Here is an 18483-nt window from a genome sequence, read left to right on the forward strand (position 1 = left end):
ATCAATAACTATAGGAAATAATTACCTTAGCCTATTACTCTATATCTCGATTATGAAGTGCTATAACAAGTTAATAAGCAAAGCCCCGTGCCACGATAAGCACACTGTCAGGATCAGTATCCCGATATTAGGGCAGCGATAACAACAGAGGATAATAGCGAATGGTTCTCGGCAAACCGCAAACAGACCCGACTCTTGAATGGTTCTTGTCTCATTGCCATATCCACAAGTATCCGTCCAAAAGTACCCTGATCCACCAAGGTGAAAAGGCTGAAACCCTGTACTACATCGTTAAGGGCTCCGTTGCTGTATTGATTAAAGATGAAGAAGGCAAAGAAATGATCCTTTCTTATCTGAATCAGGGCGATTTCATTGGTGAACTAGGCTTATTTGAGGAAGGGCAAGAACGTAGCGCCTGGGTTCGTGCAAAAACCGCCTGTGAAGTGGCTGAAATTTCTTACAAGAAATTCCGCCAGCTCATTCAGGTCAATCCAGATATTCTGATGCGCCTGTCTGCTCAGATGGCTAGCCGTTTACAGGTTACCTCTGAAAAAGTCGGCAACCTTGCGTTCTTGGACGTAACCGGTCGTATCGCTCAGACCCTGCTTAATCTGGCCAAACAGCCGGATGCCATGACTCATCCAGATGGTATGCAGATCAAGATCACTCGTCAGGAAATCGGCCAGATCGTTGGCTGTTCCCGTGAAACCGTTGGTCGTATTCTGAAGATGCTGGAAGATCAAAACCTGATCTCCGCACACGGAAAAACCATCGTCGTTTACGGCACTCGCTGATAAATGATGCCCGTGTAGCCTTGCTGCACGGGTTTCTTTAGCTATGTGGCGGCGGTTCATCTACCACCCGGAAGTCAACTACGCACTGCGTCAAACGCTGGTGCTGTGTCTTCCTGTGCTATTCGGCCTGTTGATAGGTAATCTACAACTCGGGCTGATGTTCTCTTTAGTTCCCGCCTGCTGCAATATCGCTGGGCTCGATACACCTCATAAACGCTTTATCAAACGATTAGTCGTTGGCGGCAGCTTATTTGCCTTCAGCAGTTTTCTGCTACAGCAATGCTTACTCTGGCAAATTCCCCTACCGTTGATCATGCTCGGTTTAGCCTTGTTACTGGGCGTTAACGGTGAGATTAGCCCACTTCACGCGCGGCTCATGCCTGCTGCGCTGGTTGCCTCTATTTTTACCCTGAGTATGGCTGGAAGCGTGCCTATCTGGCACGGGCCACTGCTGTATATTGTCGGCACGATTTGGTATGGCGCCTTCACTTGGTTTTGGTTCCTGTTGTGGAAAGGGCAACCGATCCGCGAAAACCTAAGCCAGCTATACATCCAGCTTGGCGACTACATGGAAGCCAAATACAGCCTACTAACTCAGCATATCGATCCTGAAACCGCGCTGCCTCCGTTGCTGCAACGCCAGCAAAAAGTGATGGATCTCATTACCCAGATCTATCAACAAATGCACATGCTGTCATTGGTGCACAACCCAGAATACAAACGCCTGCTGCGCTATTTTCAGGTCGCGCTAGACTTACAAGAACACATCACCGTTAGCCTGTCTCAGCCTGATGAAGTACAAAAGCTGGTAGAAAAAAGCCAAGCCGAAGCGATAATACGCCGCAATGCTCAGGTCATTACAGAACGGCTCAAAACGGTTGCCGACGATATTCTGTACCACCGCTATCCTCAGCACTTCTCGATGGATATTGAACTATCAGCGCTCGAAAAGCTGGCCAATCAGCATCCAGATAACCCCGTTGGCAAATTCTGTTACTACCATTTTAGCCGCGTGGCTCGCCTGCTAGAACGCCAACGCCCATTATATCAACGCAATCTGATGTCCACCCAGCAGCGGCTTCCTTTCTGGCCTGCGCTGCGTGCTTATCTTTCGTTAAAATCAGTAGCGCTGCGCAACGCCGCCCGTTTAGGCATAACGCTGGCGGCAGGTAGTAGCCTCGGCATGTTATTCCATCTGCCAAAGCCCTATTGGGTTTTACTGACGATCATGCTGGTGATCCAAAATGGCTATAACGCGACGCGAGTCAGGATCCAGCACCGTGCGCTGGGTACCTTCGTTGGGTTAATTGTTGCCGCAGGACTACTTCAACTCAACCTACCGCTGAACGTCACGCTAAGCTGCATGCTGGTGATAACCATCGCAGCTTATTTGGTTCTCAGGAAAAATTACGGGCTGGCCGTGATCGGTTTCACCATCACGGCGGTATATACGCTTCAGCTGTTACAGCTTAATGGAATTCATTTCTTGGTTCCCCGCCTCATCGATACGGTTCTCGGCTGTATCCTTGCCTTTGCCAGCACCATTTGGCTGTGGCCCCAGTGGCAAAGCGGCTTACTGCGCAAAAATGCGCATCAGGCATTGGAAACCTACCAAGACGAACTTCGCCTTTTACTGTCGCCTGAACCTAAAATAACCGCACTGGCCTATGCGCGCATGAAAGTGAATCAGGCACATAACGCCGTCTTTACCTCGCTTAATCAGGCGATGCAGGAACCGGGGTTTGATTCACGTTATTTAACGGATATGCGCCTGTGGATCACCCACAGCCAGTTTATCGTTGAGCATCTCAATGCCATGACGATCCTCGCACGCGATCACTACATGCTCACTGAGAATCTGGCACAGGATTATTTACAGCGGTGTGAAATTGCGTTGCAGCTTTGTCAGCAACGTTTGGAGCACGATGGTCCAACGCTCAATGACAACGCCGCTGTGTTTCAATCTGACGATCAAGAAACTAACGGCATGCCCGTGACCCAAATTGAAGTGCATCTACGACGCATCATTGCGCACTTACGCGCCATGCATACCATTTCGTCGATAGCATGGCGGCAACGACCGCACCACGGAATTTGGATGAGCCGTAAACTCAGGGATTAATTACCACCCACGACTTTAGCAATGGCTTTTTCCAGCCGTGCCATGCCTTCATGGATATCGGCAAACTCGATAACCAACGATGGCGCAAAACGCAGAATATCCGGTCCTGCATTCAGCAGCATAAGTCCTTCGCTCGCGGCGGCATGCAAGATATCTCGCGCCTTGCCGTGATAGGCAGGGCTCAGTTCAGCCCCCAGCAACAGTCCCATTCCACGCACCTGAGTGAAGATATTGTATTGGGTATTGATCTTCTTCAGAGCCTCCACAAACAGGCCGTGACGCTCTTCAATTCCCGCCATCACCTCAGGTGTATTGATGACGTTCAAAGCCGCCTCTGCAACCGCACAGGCCAATGGATTGCCGCCATAGGTGGTACCGTGAGTTCCCACCTGCATCGCGCTGGCAATTTCATTAGTTGTTAACATGGCGCTAATCGGAAAACCGCCCCCCAGCGCTTTGGCGGTGGTGAGAATATCGGGCGTCACACCGTAGTGCATGTAAGTAAATAGTTTACCGGTTCGGCCCATGCCGCTTTGTACTTCATCGAAAACCAACAGCGCCTGATGCCGATCGCAAAGTTCACGTACGCCCTGCAAGAAGCTTTGTGTCGCAGGCATCACGCCGCCTTCCCCCTGAACGGGTTCAAGCACCACCGCACAGGTATGATCGTCGATAACGGCGCGAACGGCGTCTAAATCATTAAATGGCACATGCACAATGTCGGCAGGTTTCGGGCCAAAGCCGTCGGAATATTTTGGCTGACCACCAACGGAAACCGTAAATAACGTACGGCCATGAAAGGCATGGTGGAAGGCAATGATCTTGGATTTATAGGGGCTAATTTTGCTGGAGGCATAGTAGCGAGCCAGTTTAAACGCCGCTTCGTTTGCTTCTGCGCCGGAGTTCGCAAAAAAAACACGTTCGGCAAAGGTGGCATCAATCAGTTTTTGTGCAAGGCGTAGCGCAGGCTCATTGGTGAAAACATTACTCACATGCCACAGCTTTTCGCCTTGCTCATGTAGCGCAGCGACCAACGCGGGATGACAATGCCCTAACGCAGTCACGGCAATACCACCCGCAAAATCCACATACTCTCGCCCTTGCTGATCCCACACTCGGCTTCCTTTACCGCGCACGGGAACGAAATCCGCCGGTGCATAGATAGGCAACATCACCTTTTCAAATGTGTCTCTTGCAACTGCCTGCTGCTTCGCCATCACTTTTCCACCTTATTCGCATCGCCAGCAACGATTTGCCAGCCATCAAATGAAAATATAATCACAAAATATGCATAATAAATCACTTCATGGCAACCGTAATTTGCGTTTGTTTTGTCAAAAACTCCCTGCCCAATTACAGCGGTTAAAGTTGAGACTAAGATTCAGCGTGCTTATACTTTGAACTTGGAAGTTACGTTCCGCCTCTTCACTTAAGGACTGACCATGAGCGCTCCGCTTACCATTGCTAAGAATCAAAAAGTCACGCTGCAACTTCTTCCGGCGCTGGCCAACCGCCACGGACTGATTACCGGCGCTACGGGTACGGGGAAAACCGTGACCCTACAAAAAATGGCAGAGCAGTTCTCTCGTATTGGTGTTCCCGTATTTTTGGCCGACGTAAAAGGCGACTTGTCCGGCATCGCGGCTGCCGGCTCGCCTTCCGATAAATTACAGAAAAGATTAGATGCTTTGCAGGTCACTGACTGGTCGCCGCAGGCGTGTCCGATCATTCCGTGGGATATTTTTGCCGAAAAAGGTCACCCTATTCGTGCCACGGTATCCGATTTGGGCCCGCTGTTGTTGTCTCGCCTGCTGGATTTAAACGATGTGCAGTCCGGCGTATTGCAGCTGGTGTTTAAAATTGCCGATGACAGCAACCTGCTGCTGCTCGATATGAAAGACCTCCGCGCCGTAGTGCAGTTTGTTGGTGATAATGCCAAACAGTTCACCACCCAGTATGGCAATATTTCTACCGCTTCCATTGGCGCTATTCAGCGCGGATTACTGACGCTGGATCAGCAAGGCGGCGATCATTTCTTTGGCGAGCCCATGTTAGATATCAAAGATCTGATGCGCTGCGACGCCAATGGGCAAGGCATTATTAATCTGCTGGCCGCCGACAAGCTTATCAATCAGCCGAAGCTCTACTCGGTATTCCTCCTATGGCTGCTGGCCGAGCTGTTTGAACAGCTGCCTGAGGTCGGTGACGTTGAGCAACCAAAGCTGGTGTTCTTCTTCGATGAGGCTCATTTGCTGTTTAACGACGCGCCTAGCGCCCTACTGGATAAAATAGAGCAGGTAGTACGCCTGATCCGCTCTAAAGGCGTAGGGATCTATTTCGTCACCCAGAACCCACTGGATATCCCGGATAACGTTCTCGGCCAACTGGGCAATCGCGTTCAACATGCGCTACGCGCGTTTACCCCACGCGATCAAAAAGCCGTGAAAGCCGCAGCGCAAACCCTGCGCGCAAATCCCGAATTCAGCACCGAGCAGGCCATTACCGAGCTGGGCGTAGGCGAAGCATTGGTTTCATTCCTGGATGAAAGCGGCCGTCCAACTATCGTTGAGCGCGCGATGGTTATCGCGCCCGAATCCCGTATGGGGCCGTTAACCGCCGATGAATTGAATCACGCCCTAAATCATTCGCCGCTTTATGGTCGCTATGACGAAGCCGTCGATCGCGAATCCGCCTATGAAAAAATAACCCAGCAGGGTTTCAGCACGGTTGAAAGCGGCGATGAAAAGGCCAGCGCTGAGGACGTGAAAAAACCAGAGGCCAACGCGCAAGAAGGTGGTGGATTGATGGGCAGCTTGAATGAAATTCTGTTCGGCACCACCGGTCCTCGCGGCGGCAAGAAAGATGGGGTGGTACAAACCGCCGCAAAAAGCATGGCGCGTCAGGTAGGAAGTTCACTAGGCCGCCAAATTTTGCGCGGCGTTTTAGGCTCGATTATGGGCGGGCGTAAATAACCACCGGCTTTCTTATGCTCTTACTTATGCCTCGCATGATTTATCATCGGGGCATCTGATGTCATTTCCGTACAAAGCGAACCTCTGATGCTGTTGCTGATCGATAACTACGACTCCTTTACCTACAACCTCTATCAATACTTTTGCGAACTCGACGCCGACGTTATCGTTCGCCGCAACGACGATCTCACTCTTGAGCAAATCGAAGCGCTGGCGCCTTCGCATCTGGTGATATCACCGGGACCTTGTACGCCAAATGATGCAGGGATTTCTCTAGCCGCCATCGAACACTTTGCAGGGAAAATACCCTTGTTAGGCGTGTGCTTAGGTCATCAGGCCTTAGGACAGGTTTTCGGTGCCAACGTGGTTCGCGCTCGTCAGGTCATGCATGGCAAAACCAGCGCCATTCGCCATACCAACAGCGGCGTATTTCATGGCTTAAATAACCCGCTAACGGTAACGCGCTACCATTCATTGATTCTGGAAAAAGAGACGCTGCCCAATTGCTTAGAGATTACTGCATGGAGTGAACGCAACGGCGAACCCGACGAGATAATGGGCGTACGGCATCGTACCCTAGACGTTGAGGGCGTGCAGTTTCATCCCGAAAGCATTTTAAGCGAGCAGGGCCACCAGCTATTGAAGAATTTTTTGCAGCGCTAGAAACAAAATTCCCGCCAACAGCGGCGGGAATCTCAGATGATGGCATAAAACTCAATGTCAGAGATTATGGCAGTACTTTTACCGACGTAATCACGATCGGCTTAGAAGGGACATTCTGGTATGGGCCAACGTTCTCAGTGCGTACCTGAGCAATTTTGTCGACGACGTCCATCCCCTTAGTCACTTTACCAAATACCGCGTAACCAAAATCACGCTGGCCATGGTCTAAGAAGGCATTATCGGCAACGTTAATAAAGAATTGGCTAGTTGCACTGTCTTTTTCAGCGGTACGCGCCATGGCGATAGTGCCGCGCAGGTTACGCAAACCGTTATCTGCTTCGTTTTTGATTGGCGCATTAGTCGTTTTCTGCTGCATGTCCGCAGTGAATCCACCGCCCTGCACCATAAAACCTGGGATTACACGATGAAAAATCGTGTTGTTGTAATATCCGCTGTTCACGTAGTCGAGGAAGTTCTTCACCGACACCGGCGCTTTTTGACTATCTAACTCAATTTCAATATTACCAGCGGTCGTCGACAGTAAAACATGGCTGTTCGCAGCCAATGCGGCCGGAGCCATTACCGTCAGCGAAAATAGCGCGGTTAGGGTGACGAATACTCTCTTGAACATGACACATCCTTTCTCAGCGGGCTTTTTCAAAGCAGGTGAACAACAAATTAACTTATCGATTCTAATTAGGCGCTAGCCTATTAGCTACCCATTTACTCACATTTACTTAACGATGGGATAAGTCTGAAAAAATGCCGCCTCTTAACGACGAAAAATGCCTGATTTTGCAATCAAGATCACACTTCATCCTCCACCTAATTATTCAAAAATGAATTTTTGCGAACTGACTCGCAAACCGATTGATGGAAGTTGCTAGTCTTAAACCAAAATGAGAGCGCTCTCATTTTATGATAAATGCAAAAAACACTATCTGATTTATCAGGTTTATGAGGCGGGTGATAAACCCAACGCTATTTGTCTCGCGGCTCCTCTGTTGCCCTGATGATCATCGAAACCCTCATTGCCAGATAAAACGGAGACTCTCGCATGATCCCGATAAAAGTTGCCATCATCGGTGGAGGCAGCAGTTATACACCGGAATTGGTTGAAGGCATTATCCAGCGTGCTCAGCAAATTCCGCTGTCTGAATTGGCGTTGGTTGACGTTGAAGCAGGCCGTCACAAGGTTGAGATCATTGCCGATCTCACGCGTCGAATGCTGGCACGCCATGGCTTTGAGCAGGTGAAGGTCAGCGTCCATTTCACCCCCGATGATGCCATTCGTGGAGCCAGTTTTGTATTAACTCAGCTGCGCGTAGGTCAGTTACCGGCACGTGCGGCTGACGAACACCTCGGCTTAAAGTTTGGATTAATAGGGCAAGAAACCACCGGCGTCGGCGGTTTTGCTAAAGCGCTGCGCACTATTCCTGTCATGTTGAATATCGCTCGCAAAGTTGAACAGCTGGCACCCGATGCTTGGATCATTAACTTCACCAATCCAGCAGGTATCGTTACCGAAGCGGTTTCTCGCTACACCAAAGCCAAAATCATTGGCCTGTGCAACGTTCCCGTCACCATGCATCACATGATTGCCAAAATGCTGCAGCGCCCATATCGAGACGTCCAGCTGCGTTTCGCGGGCCTAAACCATATGGTGTGGGTGCATCAGGTCACCGCCGATGGACAAGACCAGACGCAACGGGTCATCGACATGCTTTGCGATGGCGCGGCGCTCACCATGAATAACATCAAAGAAGAGCCGTGGCCGCCAGAGTTTCTGCGCGCGCTAGGTGCCATACCCTGCCCCTATCACCGCTATTTCTATCGAACCAGCACGATGCTGAAAGATGAAATCGCCGAGGCTAGCGCCGAAGGCACCCGCGCTGAACAGGTGATGGACGTTGAGAAAGCGCTCTTTGCGCTATATGCCGACCCAAATTTAGACCACAAACCAGAACAGTTAAGTTTCCGCGGCGGCTCATTTTATTCAGAGGTTGCGCTAGAGCTCATATGCGCGATCCACAATAATCTCGGCACCCGTTTGGTCGTCAACACGCTAAACCGTGGGGCAATTCACGACCTGCCTGCTGATGCCGTGATCGAAACCGACTGCATCGTAGATGCTCAAGGTGCGCACCCTCTCGCATTCGGTTCTCTCCCCGTGTCCATGGTGGGTCTCACACAGCAGGTGAAATCTTTCGAACGTCTGACGATTGAAGCCGCCGTACACGGCGACAGAAAATCTGCGCTGCTAGCGCTGGTCACTAACCCGTTAATCGGCGACGCGGGACTGGCTTCACCTTTATTGGATGAAGTGCTAGCCGTAAACAAAGCGTATCTGCCACAATTTAATTAACCGCAATACCTTCGTTGCTTCGCCGCAAGGAGGGATTTGGATTCAATTATCATAAGGAATTTGACCATGACGACGCTTGAAGACGTTGCTGCATTTGCAGGTGTTTCTCGCGCCACCGTTTCACGCGTGGTGAATGGCGATAGCAACGTCAAAGAAAAAACGCGTCTCATGGTTGAAGCCGCCATCACCGAGTTAGGTTATAGCCCACACCCAGCCGCGCGGGCGCTGGCGTCGAACCAAAGCCAAACGATCGGCTTAGTCACGACCTCTTATCGCGGTGGTTTTTTTGGTGCGCTGATGGATAACGTACAAAGTGAAGCGGAAAGTCGCCGTAAGCAGCTCTTGGTGACACAGGGAAAAAACAGCGCCGACAACGAATGGCAGGCCATTCAGCGTTTATATAACCTACGCTGTGATGGGCTAATCCTACACGTGAGAGCGCTGAGCGATGAGCAACTCTGCAAGCTGGCGCAAGAAGGCAAAGCCTTTACGATTTTGGATCGTTTAGTGCCAGGCCTTGAAGATCGTTGCATCACCTTCGATCATCACCGCGCCAGCCAAATGGCAACAAAACGGCTTATTGATTTAGGCCACACAAAAATTGCCTGTATCAGCGGCCCTTCCTCTCGCCATTCCAGCCAGCTACGCCGCCAAGGTTTTCTCGATGCCATGGACGCAGACAGACTGCTGCCCGTGGCCTGCTTAGAGGGTGATTATGATATGCAAAGCGGTTATCAGATGGCAGACAAACTCTTACAAAGCCGACGACCTACCGCGATCTATTGTTGTAATGAAGAGATGGCGATTGGCGCACTGCTGGCAATCACCGAGCATCGCTTAACGATCCCAAACGATATCTCACTAATTTGTTATGACAGCGGCGAACGTGCGGCCTTTGTGCGCCCGGCATTAACCAGCATTCATTTCCCTATCACCGACATGGCACGCCATGCTACCGAGCGCCTTATCGATCCCGAATGTACAGCGGAAGTCTTTATCCCTACCATCATCGATCGTAGTTCGGTCATTGCGACAAAAAGGTAATCTGTGACGATCTGAGATCAATAATTTCTACTCAGATCGCTTTTGTAAGAAACTCATTCATATCGTTACAGCAAAAAATCGACATATATCACAAAAATCACCTACAACTATGCTAGGATTCGCCGCCTTGTGGGATCGATTATTCTTAGTTTGATCCTTCGTAAATACTTTCCTATTTCTCAATACTACTGACACGGGCCTTGCTATGACCAACAGCAACCGCATTCGCCTAACATGGATCAGTTTCTTCTCCTATGCACTTACCGGTGCATTGGTGATCGTCACCGGGATGGTGATGGGCAATATCGCAGAATACTTTAATCTGCCGATTTCCAGCATGAGTAACACTTTCACGTTTCTTAATGCCGGTATTTTGGTCTCTATTTTCCTTAACGCATGGTTAATGGAAATTATCCCTCTTAAACGCCAGCTGATTTTTGGCTTTGTGCTGATGATCTTAGCCGTTGCGGGCCTGATGGTCGGCCACAGCTTGGTGATGTTCTCCCTGTGCATGTTTGTACTGGGCGTGGTGAGCGGGATTACCATGTCTATCGGTACCTTCCTTATCACCCATATTTATGAAGGTCGCCAGCGCGGTTCACGCCTGCTGTTCACCGACTCCTTCTTCAGTATGGCAGGGATGGTATTCCCAATCGTTGCCGCTACGCTGCTGGCTAACCACGTTACGTGGTACTGGGTTTACGCCTGCATCGGTGTGCTGTATCTGGCCATTTTCGTCCTGACGCTAATGTCTGACTTCCCTATTTTGGGTCAGAAAAAAGACGACCAGAGCGAGCCAGTGGTTAAAGAGAAATGGGGTATCGGCGTTCTCTTCCTGTCGATTGCCGCACTGTGCTACATCCTCGGCCAGCTGGGCTTTATCCAGTGGGTGCCAGAATACGCCAGCAAACATTTCAATATGAGCATCGAAGAAGCTGGCGCATTAGTCAGTAACTTCTGGACTGCTTATATGGTTGGGATGTGGATCTTCAGCTTCATTCTGCGTTTCTTCGATCTGCAACGCATCGTGACCGTTCTGGCTGCGCTCTCTACCGTGATGATGTATCTGTTCGTCACCACCGAGCAGGTTGGCATGCTCAGCCTGTACATTCTGGGTCTGGGCTTTGTCAGCAGCGCAATTTACACCACGCTGATCACGCTGGGTTCACTGCAAACCAAAGTGTCTTCACCAAAGCTGGTGAACTTCATTCTGACCTGCGGCACCATCGGTACGATGTTGACCTTCATTGTGACTGGCCCAATCGTGGCGAAAAGCGGTGCTCACGCAGCGCTGGCAACCGCCAATGGCTTGTACCTTGTGGTCTTCGTGATGTGTTTACTGTTGGGCTTCGTGACGCGTCACCGCCTGCACGGCCACAGCACTAAATAATTCAGGTTCTTCCTGATAAAAAAAACCGGCCTATAACAGGGCCGGTTTTTTATTGCCGCAATAACTCGATTAACGTTTAAAGTCGACGGTTTCAGACTGCCCTAAATGCAGCGTGGTTTTCGCTGGCTGGGTGCAGGCAATCACGGCGCCGTGACGAACGGAATAGCGAACAGGAACCTGACGACGGACGGCGTCAAAACCACTGTCTGCCGGTAATACGATCAGATTCGCACTGTTCCCCGCCGCAATACCATAATCCGTTAGATTCAACGTTTTCGCACTGTGGTGGGTAATCAAGTTCACGCCATCGTCAATTTGACCATAGCCCATCAGCTGGCAGACATGCAGCCCCATATGCAGCACCTGCAGCATATTTGCCGTACCCAGCGGATACCATGGATCAAACACGTCATCATGGCCGAAGCAAACGTTAATGCCAGATTCCAGCATCTCTTTCACGCGGGTAATACCACGGCGCTTTGGATAGGTATCGAAGCGCCCTTGCAAATGAATATTCACCAGTGGGTTCGCCACAAAGTTAATCCCAGACATCTTCAGCAAGCGGAATAAGCGCGAAGTGTATGCGCCGTTATAGGAGTGCATCGCCGTTGTATGACTCGCGGTTACGCGGGCGCCCATACCTTCTCGATGTGCCAGCGCGGCAACCGTTTCGACAAAACGCGATTGTTCGTCATCAATCTCATCGCAGTGAACGTCGATCAGACGATCATATTTTTGCGCCAACGCAAACGTCTTATGCAGAGACTCCACGCCGTATTCGCGGGTAAATTCAAAGTGTGGAATAGCACCCACCACGTCCGCACCCAGACGCATTGCCTCTTCCAACAGCGCCTCACCGTTGGGATAAGACATAATCCCTTCCTGTGGGAAAGCAACGATTTGCAGATCAACCCACGGAGCCACTTCCTGTTTTACTTCTAACATCGCTTTTAGCGCCGTTAGCGTGGCGTCAGAAACATCCACGTGAGTACGTACATGCTGAATACCGTTGGCAATTTGCCATTTCAGGGTTTGCCATGCGCGCTGTTTCACGTCGTCATGGGTCAATAACGCTTTGCGCTCGGCCCAACGTTCAATACCTTCAAACAGGGTTCCAGACTGGTTCCAGCTTGGCTGCCCCGCCGTTTGGGTGGTATCGAGATGAATATGTGGCTCAACAAAAGGCGGTAACACTAAGCCCTGTTCAGCATCCAAACATTTCGCTGACGCAGGCATCACGCCAGATTGCGCTTCAATTGACGTTATTTTTCCGTCTTGAAGACCGATCTGCCAGAGCCCTTCTTTCCCCGCCAAGCGAGCGTTAATCACCGCCTGTAATGTGTTATTCGGCACCGTTTGCCTCCGCATTTGTTATTGTTGATACTGCTGTCATTGCAGTTTTACGATTTAGAATTGGATTAAGCACCAGATAGCTTAGCGCCCCGCCCAGCACCGCATTCACCGGAACCACACCCGGTAGCCAATGGCCAGCAGCAATCCCCAGCGCGACGGCCAGAATAGCCACCCAGTTTACGTTCATCATACGCGCGGTAGCAAAGTGCTCATAGCGGCGACGGTTCATCAGATAGTCAGCGATGATCACTCCGCCAACAGGTGGAATAGCCGCAGACAAGAACGTCAGCCAGCCAACAAAATTGTTATACAGCCACAGCGCGCAAATAGTGCCGATGATACCGTTAATGATCGACAGCGTTTTACTCGACATACCGGTAATGTTGGCAAAACCCAATCCCGAGGCGTAAAGCGCATTGTCGTTGGTGGTCCAGATATTTAGCCCCAGCACCACAATTGCGGGTAGCAACAGACCTTGAGCAATCATGACGTCAGAGATATCCGCCATGCCCAATGCTGCCGCACCGGCCGCGCCGAAAATAAACATCAATGAGTTCCCAAGGAAAAACGCCACCATCGAAATCAGCACCGCCATTTTGGCATTACGCCCAAAGCGTACAAAGTCAGCGGTTAGCGTTCCTGCGCTGACAAAAGAACCCACCACCAGCGCCAAAGCAACGTTAAAATCTAACGGCTCAGCCGGAACCACAGACCTCAGCGCGTCTAATCCGCCCATGCCATGCACGGCGAGCCATACTGAGTAGCCCCCTAAGCAAGCAATGGCGGGAACCGCAATCACCGAAAGCACCGTCAACGCTGAAATGCCAAAGAACACCGTCACCGTCATCAGCAAGCCGGAGATCGCGATCAGCCAATTAATATCCAGCCCGGTGGCTTTTCCTACCGGAATGGCAAACATCGCCACGCCAACGCCAAACCACCCTACCTGCGTTCCGCCCAGCAGCAGTGATGGCAGCCAAGAGCCTTTAACACCAAAAGAGAATCGCGCAAGAAGATGTGTGGTGAGGCCCGTTTTAGCGCCGATGTAACCAAGAATAGAAGTGTAAATACCGAGAAGAAGATTACCGAGGAGTACTGCGAGGAAGAAATCATGATAACTAAGACCGGTTCCGAGAGCGCCTCCGGTCCACATACTGGCGGAAAAGAAGGTTAATCCCAGCATGACGAACGTCAATGCTAATGCCCCTTTCCGCGCCGACTGCGGTACAGGCCCCTGACTATAGTTGTTATCTTGCGACACGACATTCCTCCTTTCGCTGTTTTCAGGCCAAAAAATCCGCCGCATTCTATTCTTCTGCTCACAAAAAGCAATCGTTTTCGTATAGAGAATGAGAATTTTATTTTTTTCCCATCATTAGCCGATTCGCTTTCAGGATTGCTTAAAAATAAAACAAAATAGCATTTCACTTTTCGTGGCACTGCGTGAGCACTTTTATTATCAAACTGACACGGTTCAGCTTAAGTTGCTAAAAATCCGCAACTTAATAAAATCTCAATAAAATCAGACGACTACCACCTTAGAGGTATATGAGGATCAAATTGATTTACATCAATAAATACAAACTACGGAGGATTATGGTAGGCGTAGAATTCTTTTCATTTGCAGCAAATTTTGAGGCAAAAATGAGCAAAATTAAACTCGCCATTATCGGTAACGGGATGGTCGGTCACCGCTTCATCGAAGAACTATTAGAGAAGGCTGAGCCGAATCAATTTGAGATTACCGTTTTCTGTGAAGAGCCTCGCGTCGCTTACGACCGAGTTCATCTTTCTTCCTACTTCTCACATCACACCGCCGAAGAGCTGTCGCTCGTTCGAGAAGGCTTCTACCAAAAGCATAACGTCACCGTGCTGGTCGGTGAACGCGCCATAACGATCAATCGCAGTGAGAAAATCATCTATTCCAACTCTGGCCGTACTATTCAGTACGACAAGCTGATTATGGCAACTGGATCATATCCGTGGATCCCGCCAATTAAAGGCAGCGAAGGCCAGGATTGCTTTGTTTATCGTACTATCGAAGATCTTAACGCCATTGAATCCTGTGCACGCCGTAGCAAACGCGGTGCCGTGGTCGGCGGCGGCCTCCTCGGCCTAGAAGCCGCCGGTGCGCTGAAAAACTTGGGCGTTGAAACTCACGTTATCGAATTTGCGCCTGTATTAATGGCTGAGCAGCTCGACCCGATGGGCGGCCAGCAACTGCGTGAAAAAATCGAGCGTATGGGCGTGCGCGTTCATACCAGCAAAAATACCCAAGAAATCATCCATTCCGGCAGCGAAGCACGTAAAACCATGCGCTTTGCCGACGGTACCGAGCTTGAAATCGACTTCATCGTTTTCTCAACCGGTATCCGCCCTCAGGATAAGCTGGCGCATCAATGTGGATTAGCCACCGCTCGCCGCGGCGGGATCGTAATTAACGATCAGTGCCAAACCTCCGATCCTGACGTGTACGCTATTGGCGAATGCGCATCATGGAACGACCGCACTTTCGGCTTGGTCGCTCCTGGCTACAAGATGGCTCAGGTCACCGTTGACCATCTGCTCGGCAACGAAAACGGCTTTCACGGCGCAGATATGAGCGCCAAGTTGAAACTGTTGGGCGTGGACGTCGGCGGTATCGGTGATGCACACGGCCGCACCGAAGGCGCTCGCAGCTACGTTTATCTTGATGAAAGCCAAGAAATCTACAAACGCATTATCGTCAGCGCTGACAACAAACGTCTGCTCGGCGCGGTGTTGGTGGGCGATACCAGCGATTATGGCAATCTGCTTCAGCTCACGCTCAACGATATTGAACTGCCAGAACACCCAGACAGCCTGATCCTGCCTGCGCACGCGGGCAAAGGTAAACCGGCTATCGGCGTGGAATCATTGCCAGAAACGGCGCAAATCTGCTCCTGCTTTGACGTCAGCAAAGGCGACATTATCAAGGCGGTCAACGCAGGCTGTCATACCGTTGCGGCGATTAAATCGGCAACGAAAGCGGGTACCGGCTGCGGTGGCTGTATTCCGCTCGTGACTCAGGTGCTCAACGCCGAGTTAGCGAAACAAGGTATTGAAGTCAATAACCACCTATGCGAACACTTTGCCTATTCACGCCAAGAGCTGTATCACCTCATCCGCGTCGAAGAGATTAAATCCTTCAACCAGCTGCTGGAAAAATACGGCAAAGGCTACGGCTGTGAAGTGTGTAAACCAACGGTTGGTTCTCTGCTGGCTTCATGCTGGAACGACTACATTCTGCAACCGGAACTCACTCCGCTGCAGGATACCAATGACAACTTCCTTGCCAACATTCAGAAAGACGGCACCTACTCGGTGATCCCTCGTTCTGCTGGTGGTGAAATCACCCCAGAAGGCCTGCTGGCTATCGGTCAGATCGCACGCGAATACAATCTGTATACCAAAATCACCGGCTCACAGCGTATCGGTATGTTTGGCGCACAGAAAGACGATTTGCCTGCTATCTGGAGCAAATTGATTGAAGCGGGCTTTGAAACCGGTCACGCCTATGCCAAAGCGCTGCGCATGGCAAAAACCTGCGTCGGCAGCACCTGGTGTCGTTACGGCGTAGGCGATAGCGTTGGCTTCGGCGTGGAATTGGAAAACCGCTACAAAGGCATTCGTACACCGCACAAAATGAAATTCGGTGTCTCCGGCTGTACTCGTGAATGTTCAGAAGCACAGGGCAAAGACGTCGGCATTATCGCCACCGAAAATGGTTGGAACCTCTACGTTTGTGGTAACGGCGGGATGAAACCACGCCATGGCGATTTATTGGCTGCCGATCTCGATCGCGAAACGCTAATTAAATACCTCGATCGTTTCATGATGTTCTATATCCGTACCGGCGATAAATTACAGCGTACGTCTGTTTGGTTAGAGAGCTTGGAAGGCGGCATCGACTATCTGCGTTCCGTCATCATCAACGATAAACTCGGGATGAATGCCTTGCTGGAGCAAGAAATTGCCCGCCTGCGCGAAAAAGTGATCTGCGAGTGGACTGAAACCGTAAACACCCCTGAGGCGCAGGTACGCTTCGCTCACTTCATCAACAGCGATCAACGCGACCCTAACGTTCAGATCGTGTCTGAACGCGCTCAGCACCGTCCTGCACGCCCAGACGAGCGTATTCCTGTCACCCTGATCGCAACCGAGGAGGCTAACGCATGAGCCAGTGGATTAATGTTTGCCCGTTAAACGATATTCTACCCGGCACCGGCGTGTGCGCTTTAGTGGGCACTCATCAGGTGGCGGTGTTCCGCCCTTACCAAGATGAGCAGGTTTTTGCCATCTCCAATATCGATCCTTTTGCCGGTTCAAGCGTGCTCTCTCGCGGCCTGATTGCAGAACATCAGGGCGAACTGTGGGTTGCTAGCCCGCTGAAAAAACAGCACTTCCGCTTGGTGGATGGGCTTTGCCTCGAAGATGAAGCCCATTCCGTACCGCACTTTGCAACCCGTCTGGTTGATGGGTTTGTGCAGGTACAGGCGGTAGATTAAAAACGCTAGCAGGACGGACATTATATATTCGGGCAGTGTAGGTTTCGTACGCCTAAAGCACTGAAATCTACATGTGCACTGAGCAGGCGTCCGAGCAAGGCGGCCAATCGCCGCCGCCTTGCATCTGGGCTTGGCACCCTCCTTCAGCCTGCTGCGCAGGTACCCGAATATCGTCATTCAGGCTTTAACGGAACGAACGGCAATCGCCATCCTGGCTCCTCCGTTCTTTCGCCGACGTCCTGTCGGCGAATCCTAGCCTGAATTCCTCCCTTCGGCTGAAGGACAACGTGCCGGAAAAGGTCGAAATCTTACACAGCAATGAAATATCGCGAAGAGAACGAAATATTAAGCCGCCCAGATTTTAGTTTTACCCAAAAATTTTTACTTTTAATCTTTAACAAACATGGAAGCCAGTATGTTTACCGACACCATCAATAAATGCGCAGCCAATGCGGCACGCATTGTTCGCCTGAACAAAGATAACCCGTTTGGATTTTGGATTAGCTCTGCGATGGCGGGGGCTTATGTTGGCCTCGGCATCATCCTGATCTTCACGCTCGGCAATATGGTTGAACCTGCACTGCGTCCTTTGCTCATGGGCGCAACGTTTGGCATCGCCTTAACGCTGGTGATCATTGCTGGTTCTGAGCTGTTTACCGGCCACACCATGTTCCTCACGCTGGGTGTTAAAGCAGGCACCATTAGCAGAGGCCAGTGGTTAGCCATTCTGCCGCAAACGTGGTTGGGCAATCTGATCGGTTCAATCTTCGTTGCCGTTTTATATTATTACGGCGGCGGAAATTTACTGCCTGTCGATAGCAGCTTAGTGCACACCGCCGCGTTGGCGAAAACTACTGCGCCTGCTGCCGTGCTGTTCTTCAAAGGCGCGCTGTGTAACTGGCTGGTCTGTTTAGCGATTTGGATGGCGCTGCGCACTGAAGGTGCAGGCAAATTCTTGGCCATTTGGTGGTGCTTGCTCGCATTTATCGCCTCCGGTTACGAGCACTCGGTTGCCAACATGACCCTTTTTGCCCTATCTTGGCTCGGCAACCACGGCGAATCCTTTACCCTGAGCGGTATCGGCCATAATCTGCTGTGGGTAACTCTGGGTAATACATTATCCGGTGCGGTCTTTATGGGCCTAGGCTACTGGTATGCAACGCCGCGCGCGCAGCGTCCGGTCACGGAAGCCGCGGCACAACAAAATCAGACTGCTTAATGATTTTATGGCGCATCGCTCAGGCGGTGCGCTAT

14 protein-coding genes are annotated in these 18483 nt (G+C 50.8%); 10 read left to right on the forward strand and 4 right to left on the reverse strand.

Going from position 1 to position 18483, the window contains the following annotated elements:
* The first annotated feature begins 161 nt into the window (after positions 1-161).
* Together crp and AB3Y96_RS20770 are read left to right on the forward strand one after the other, a co-directional pair.
* Positions 162-794, forward strand: coding sequence for a cAMP-activated global transcriptional regulator CRP (gene crp / locus AB3Y96_RS20765; protein ID WP_004090925.1), 633 nt, complete (start codon positions 162-164; stop codon positions 792-794).
* Positions 795-837: 43 nt separating this feature from the next.
* Entirely contained in the window at positions 838-2916 is a 2079-nt protein-coding gene (locus AB3Y96_RS20770; RefSeq protein WP_072309443.1) for a YccS/YhfK family putative transporter, read from the forward strand.
* On the opposite strand, the gene AB3Y96_RS20775 is transcribed toward AB3Y96_RS20770, so the two are convergent.
* The gene (locus AB3Y96_RS20775; protein WP_367300111.1) at positions 2913-4133 is read right to left on the reverse strand and encodes an aspartate aminotransferase family protein; all 1221 of its coding nucleotides are present in this window, start codon (positions 4131-4133) and stop codon (positions 2913-2915) included. The genes AB3Y96_RS20770 and AB3Y96_RS20775 overlap by 4 nt on opposite strands.
* A 225-nt stretch (positions 4134-4358) precedes the next feature.
* Between AB3Y96_RS20775 and AB3Y96_RS20780 the strand changes: the two genes are divergently transcribed.
* On the forward strand, positions 4359-5888 hold the full coding sequence (locus AB3Y96_RS20780) for a helicase HerA-like C-terminal domain-containing protein (protein ID WP_072309441.1): 1530 nt from the start codon (positions 4359-4361) through the stop codon (positions 5886-5888).
* A gap of 87 nt (positions 5889-5975) precedes the next feature.
* A complete protein-coding gene (locus tag AB3Y96_RS20785; protein WP_367300112.1) occupies positions 5976-6551 on the forward strand; it encodes an aminodeoxychorismate synthase component II in 576 nt (191 codons plus the stop codon).
* A 64-nt stretch (positions 6552-6615) separates the two neighbouring features.
* Here AB3Y96_RS20785 and ppiA read toward each other — a convergent pair whose 3' ends face one another.
* Positions 6616-7182 carry a peptidylprolyl isomerase A gene (ppiA, locus tag AB3Y96_RS20790; protein ID WP_072309439.1) on the reverse strand — a complete coding sequence of 189 codons (567 nt, stop codon included), beginning with the start codon at positions 7180-7182 and terminating at the stop codon, positions 6616-6618.
* Between the two features lie 426 nt (positions 7183-7608).
* Here ppiA and AB3Y96_RS20795 point away from each other — a divergent pair, with 426 nt between their 5' ends.
* The 3 genes from AB3Y96_RS20795 (at position 7609) to tsgA (ending at position 11350) form a co-directional block, all read left to right on the forward strand.
* Positions 7609-8916, forward strand: coding sequence for a 6-phospho-beta-glucosidase (locus AB3Y96_RS20795; protein ID WP_367300113.1), 1308 nt, complete (start codon positions 7609-7611; stop codon positions 8914-8916).
* A 66-nt stretch (positions 8917-8982) separates the two neighbouring features.
* Positions 8983-9960, forward strand: a complete 978-nt coding sequence (locus AB3Y96_RS20800; RefSeq protein WP_367300114.1) for a LacI family DNA-binding transcriptional regulator — start codon at positions 8983-8985, stop codon at positions 9958-9960.
* A gap of 205 nt (positions 9961-10165) precedes the next feature.
* The gene (gene tsgA / locus AB3Y96_RS20805; protein WP_025799261.1) at positions 10166-11350 is read left to right on the forward strand and encodes an MFS transporter TsgA; all 1185 of its coding nucleotides are present in this window, start codon (positions 10166-10168) and stop codon (positions 11348-11350) included.
* A gap of 69 nt (positions 11351-11419) precedes the next feature.
* Here the strand turns inward: tsgA and codA are convergent, their stop codons facing one another.
* Positions 11420-12703 carry a cytosine/isoguanine deaminase gene (gene codA, locus AB3Y96_RS20810; RefSeq protein ID WP_072309436.1) on the reverse strand — a complete coding sequence of 428 codons (1284 nt, stop codon included), beginning with the start codon at positions 12701-12703 and terminating at the stop codon, positions 11420-11422.
* Positions 12693-13964 carry a cytosine permease gene (gene codB / locus AB3Y96_RS20815; protein ID WP_072309435.1) on the reverse strand — a complete coding sequence of 424 codons (1272 nt, stop codon included), beginning with the start codon at positions 13962-13964 and terminating at the stop codon, positions 12693-12695. Before codB ends, codA begins: the two co-directional genes overlap by 11 nt.
* Before the next feature lie 383 nt (positions 13965-14347).
* Between codB and nirB the strand changes: the two genes are divergently transcribed.
* From nirB to nirC, 3 genes are all read left to right on the forward strand, one after another.
* Positions 14348-16900 carry a nitrite reductase large subunit NirB gene (gene nirB, locus AB3Y96_RS20820; protein WP_367300115.1) on the forward strand — a complete coding sequence of 851 codons (2553 nt, stop codon included), beginning with the start codon at positions 14348-14350 and terminating at the stop codon, positions 16898-16900.
* The gene (gene nirD, locus AB3Y96_RS20825; protein ID WP_072309434.1) at positions 16897-17229 is read left to right on the forward strand and encodes a nitrite reductase small subunit NirD; all 333 of its coding nucleotides are present in this window, start codon (positions 16897-16899) and stop codon (positions 17227-17229) included. The genes nirB and nirD overlap by 4 nt, the downstream gene beginning before the upstream one ends.
* A gap of 415 nt (positions 17230-17644) precedes the next feature.
* Positions 17645-18448 (forward strand): nitrite transporter NirC, encoded by an 804-nt coding sequence (nirC, locus tag AB3Y96_RS20830; RefSeq protein ID WP_367300116.1) that lies wholly within the window; start codon positions 17645-17647, stop codon positions 18446-18448.
* Positions 18449-18483: the final 35 nt, after the last annotated feature.

It is taken from the genome of Hafnia alvei (genome assembly GCF_964063325.1).
Classification (GTDB): Bacteria; Pseudomonadota; Gammaproteobacteria; order Enterobacterales; family Enterobacteriaceae; genus Hafnia; species Hafnia alvei_B.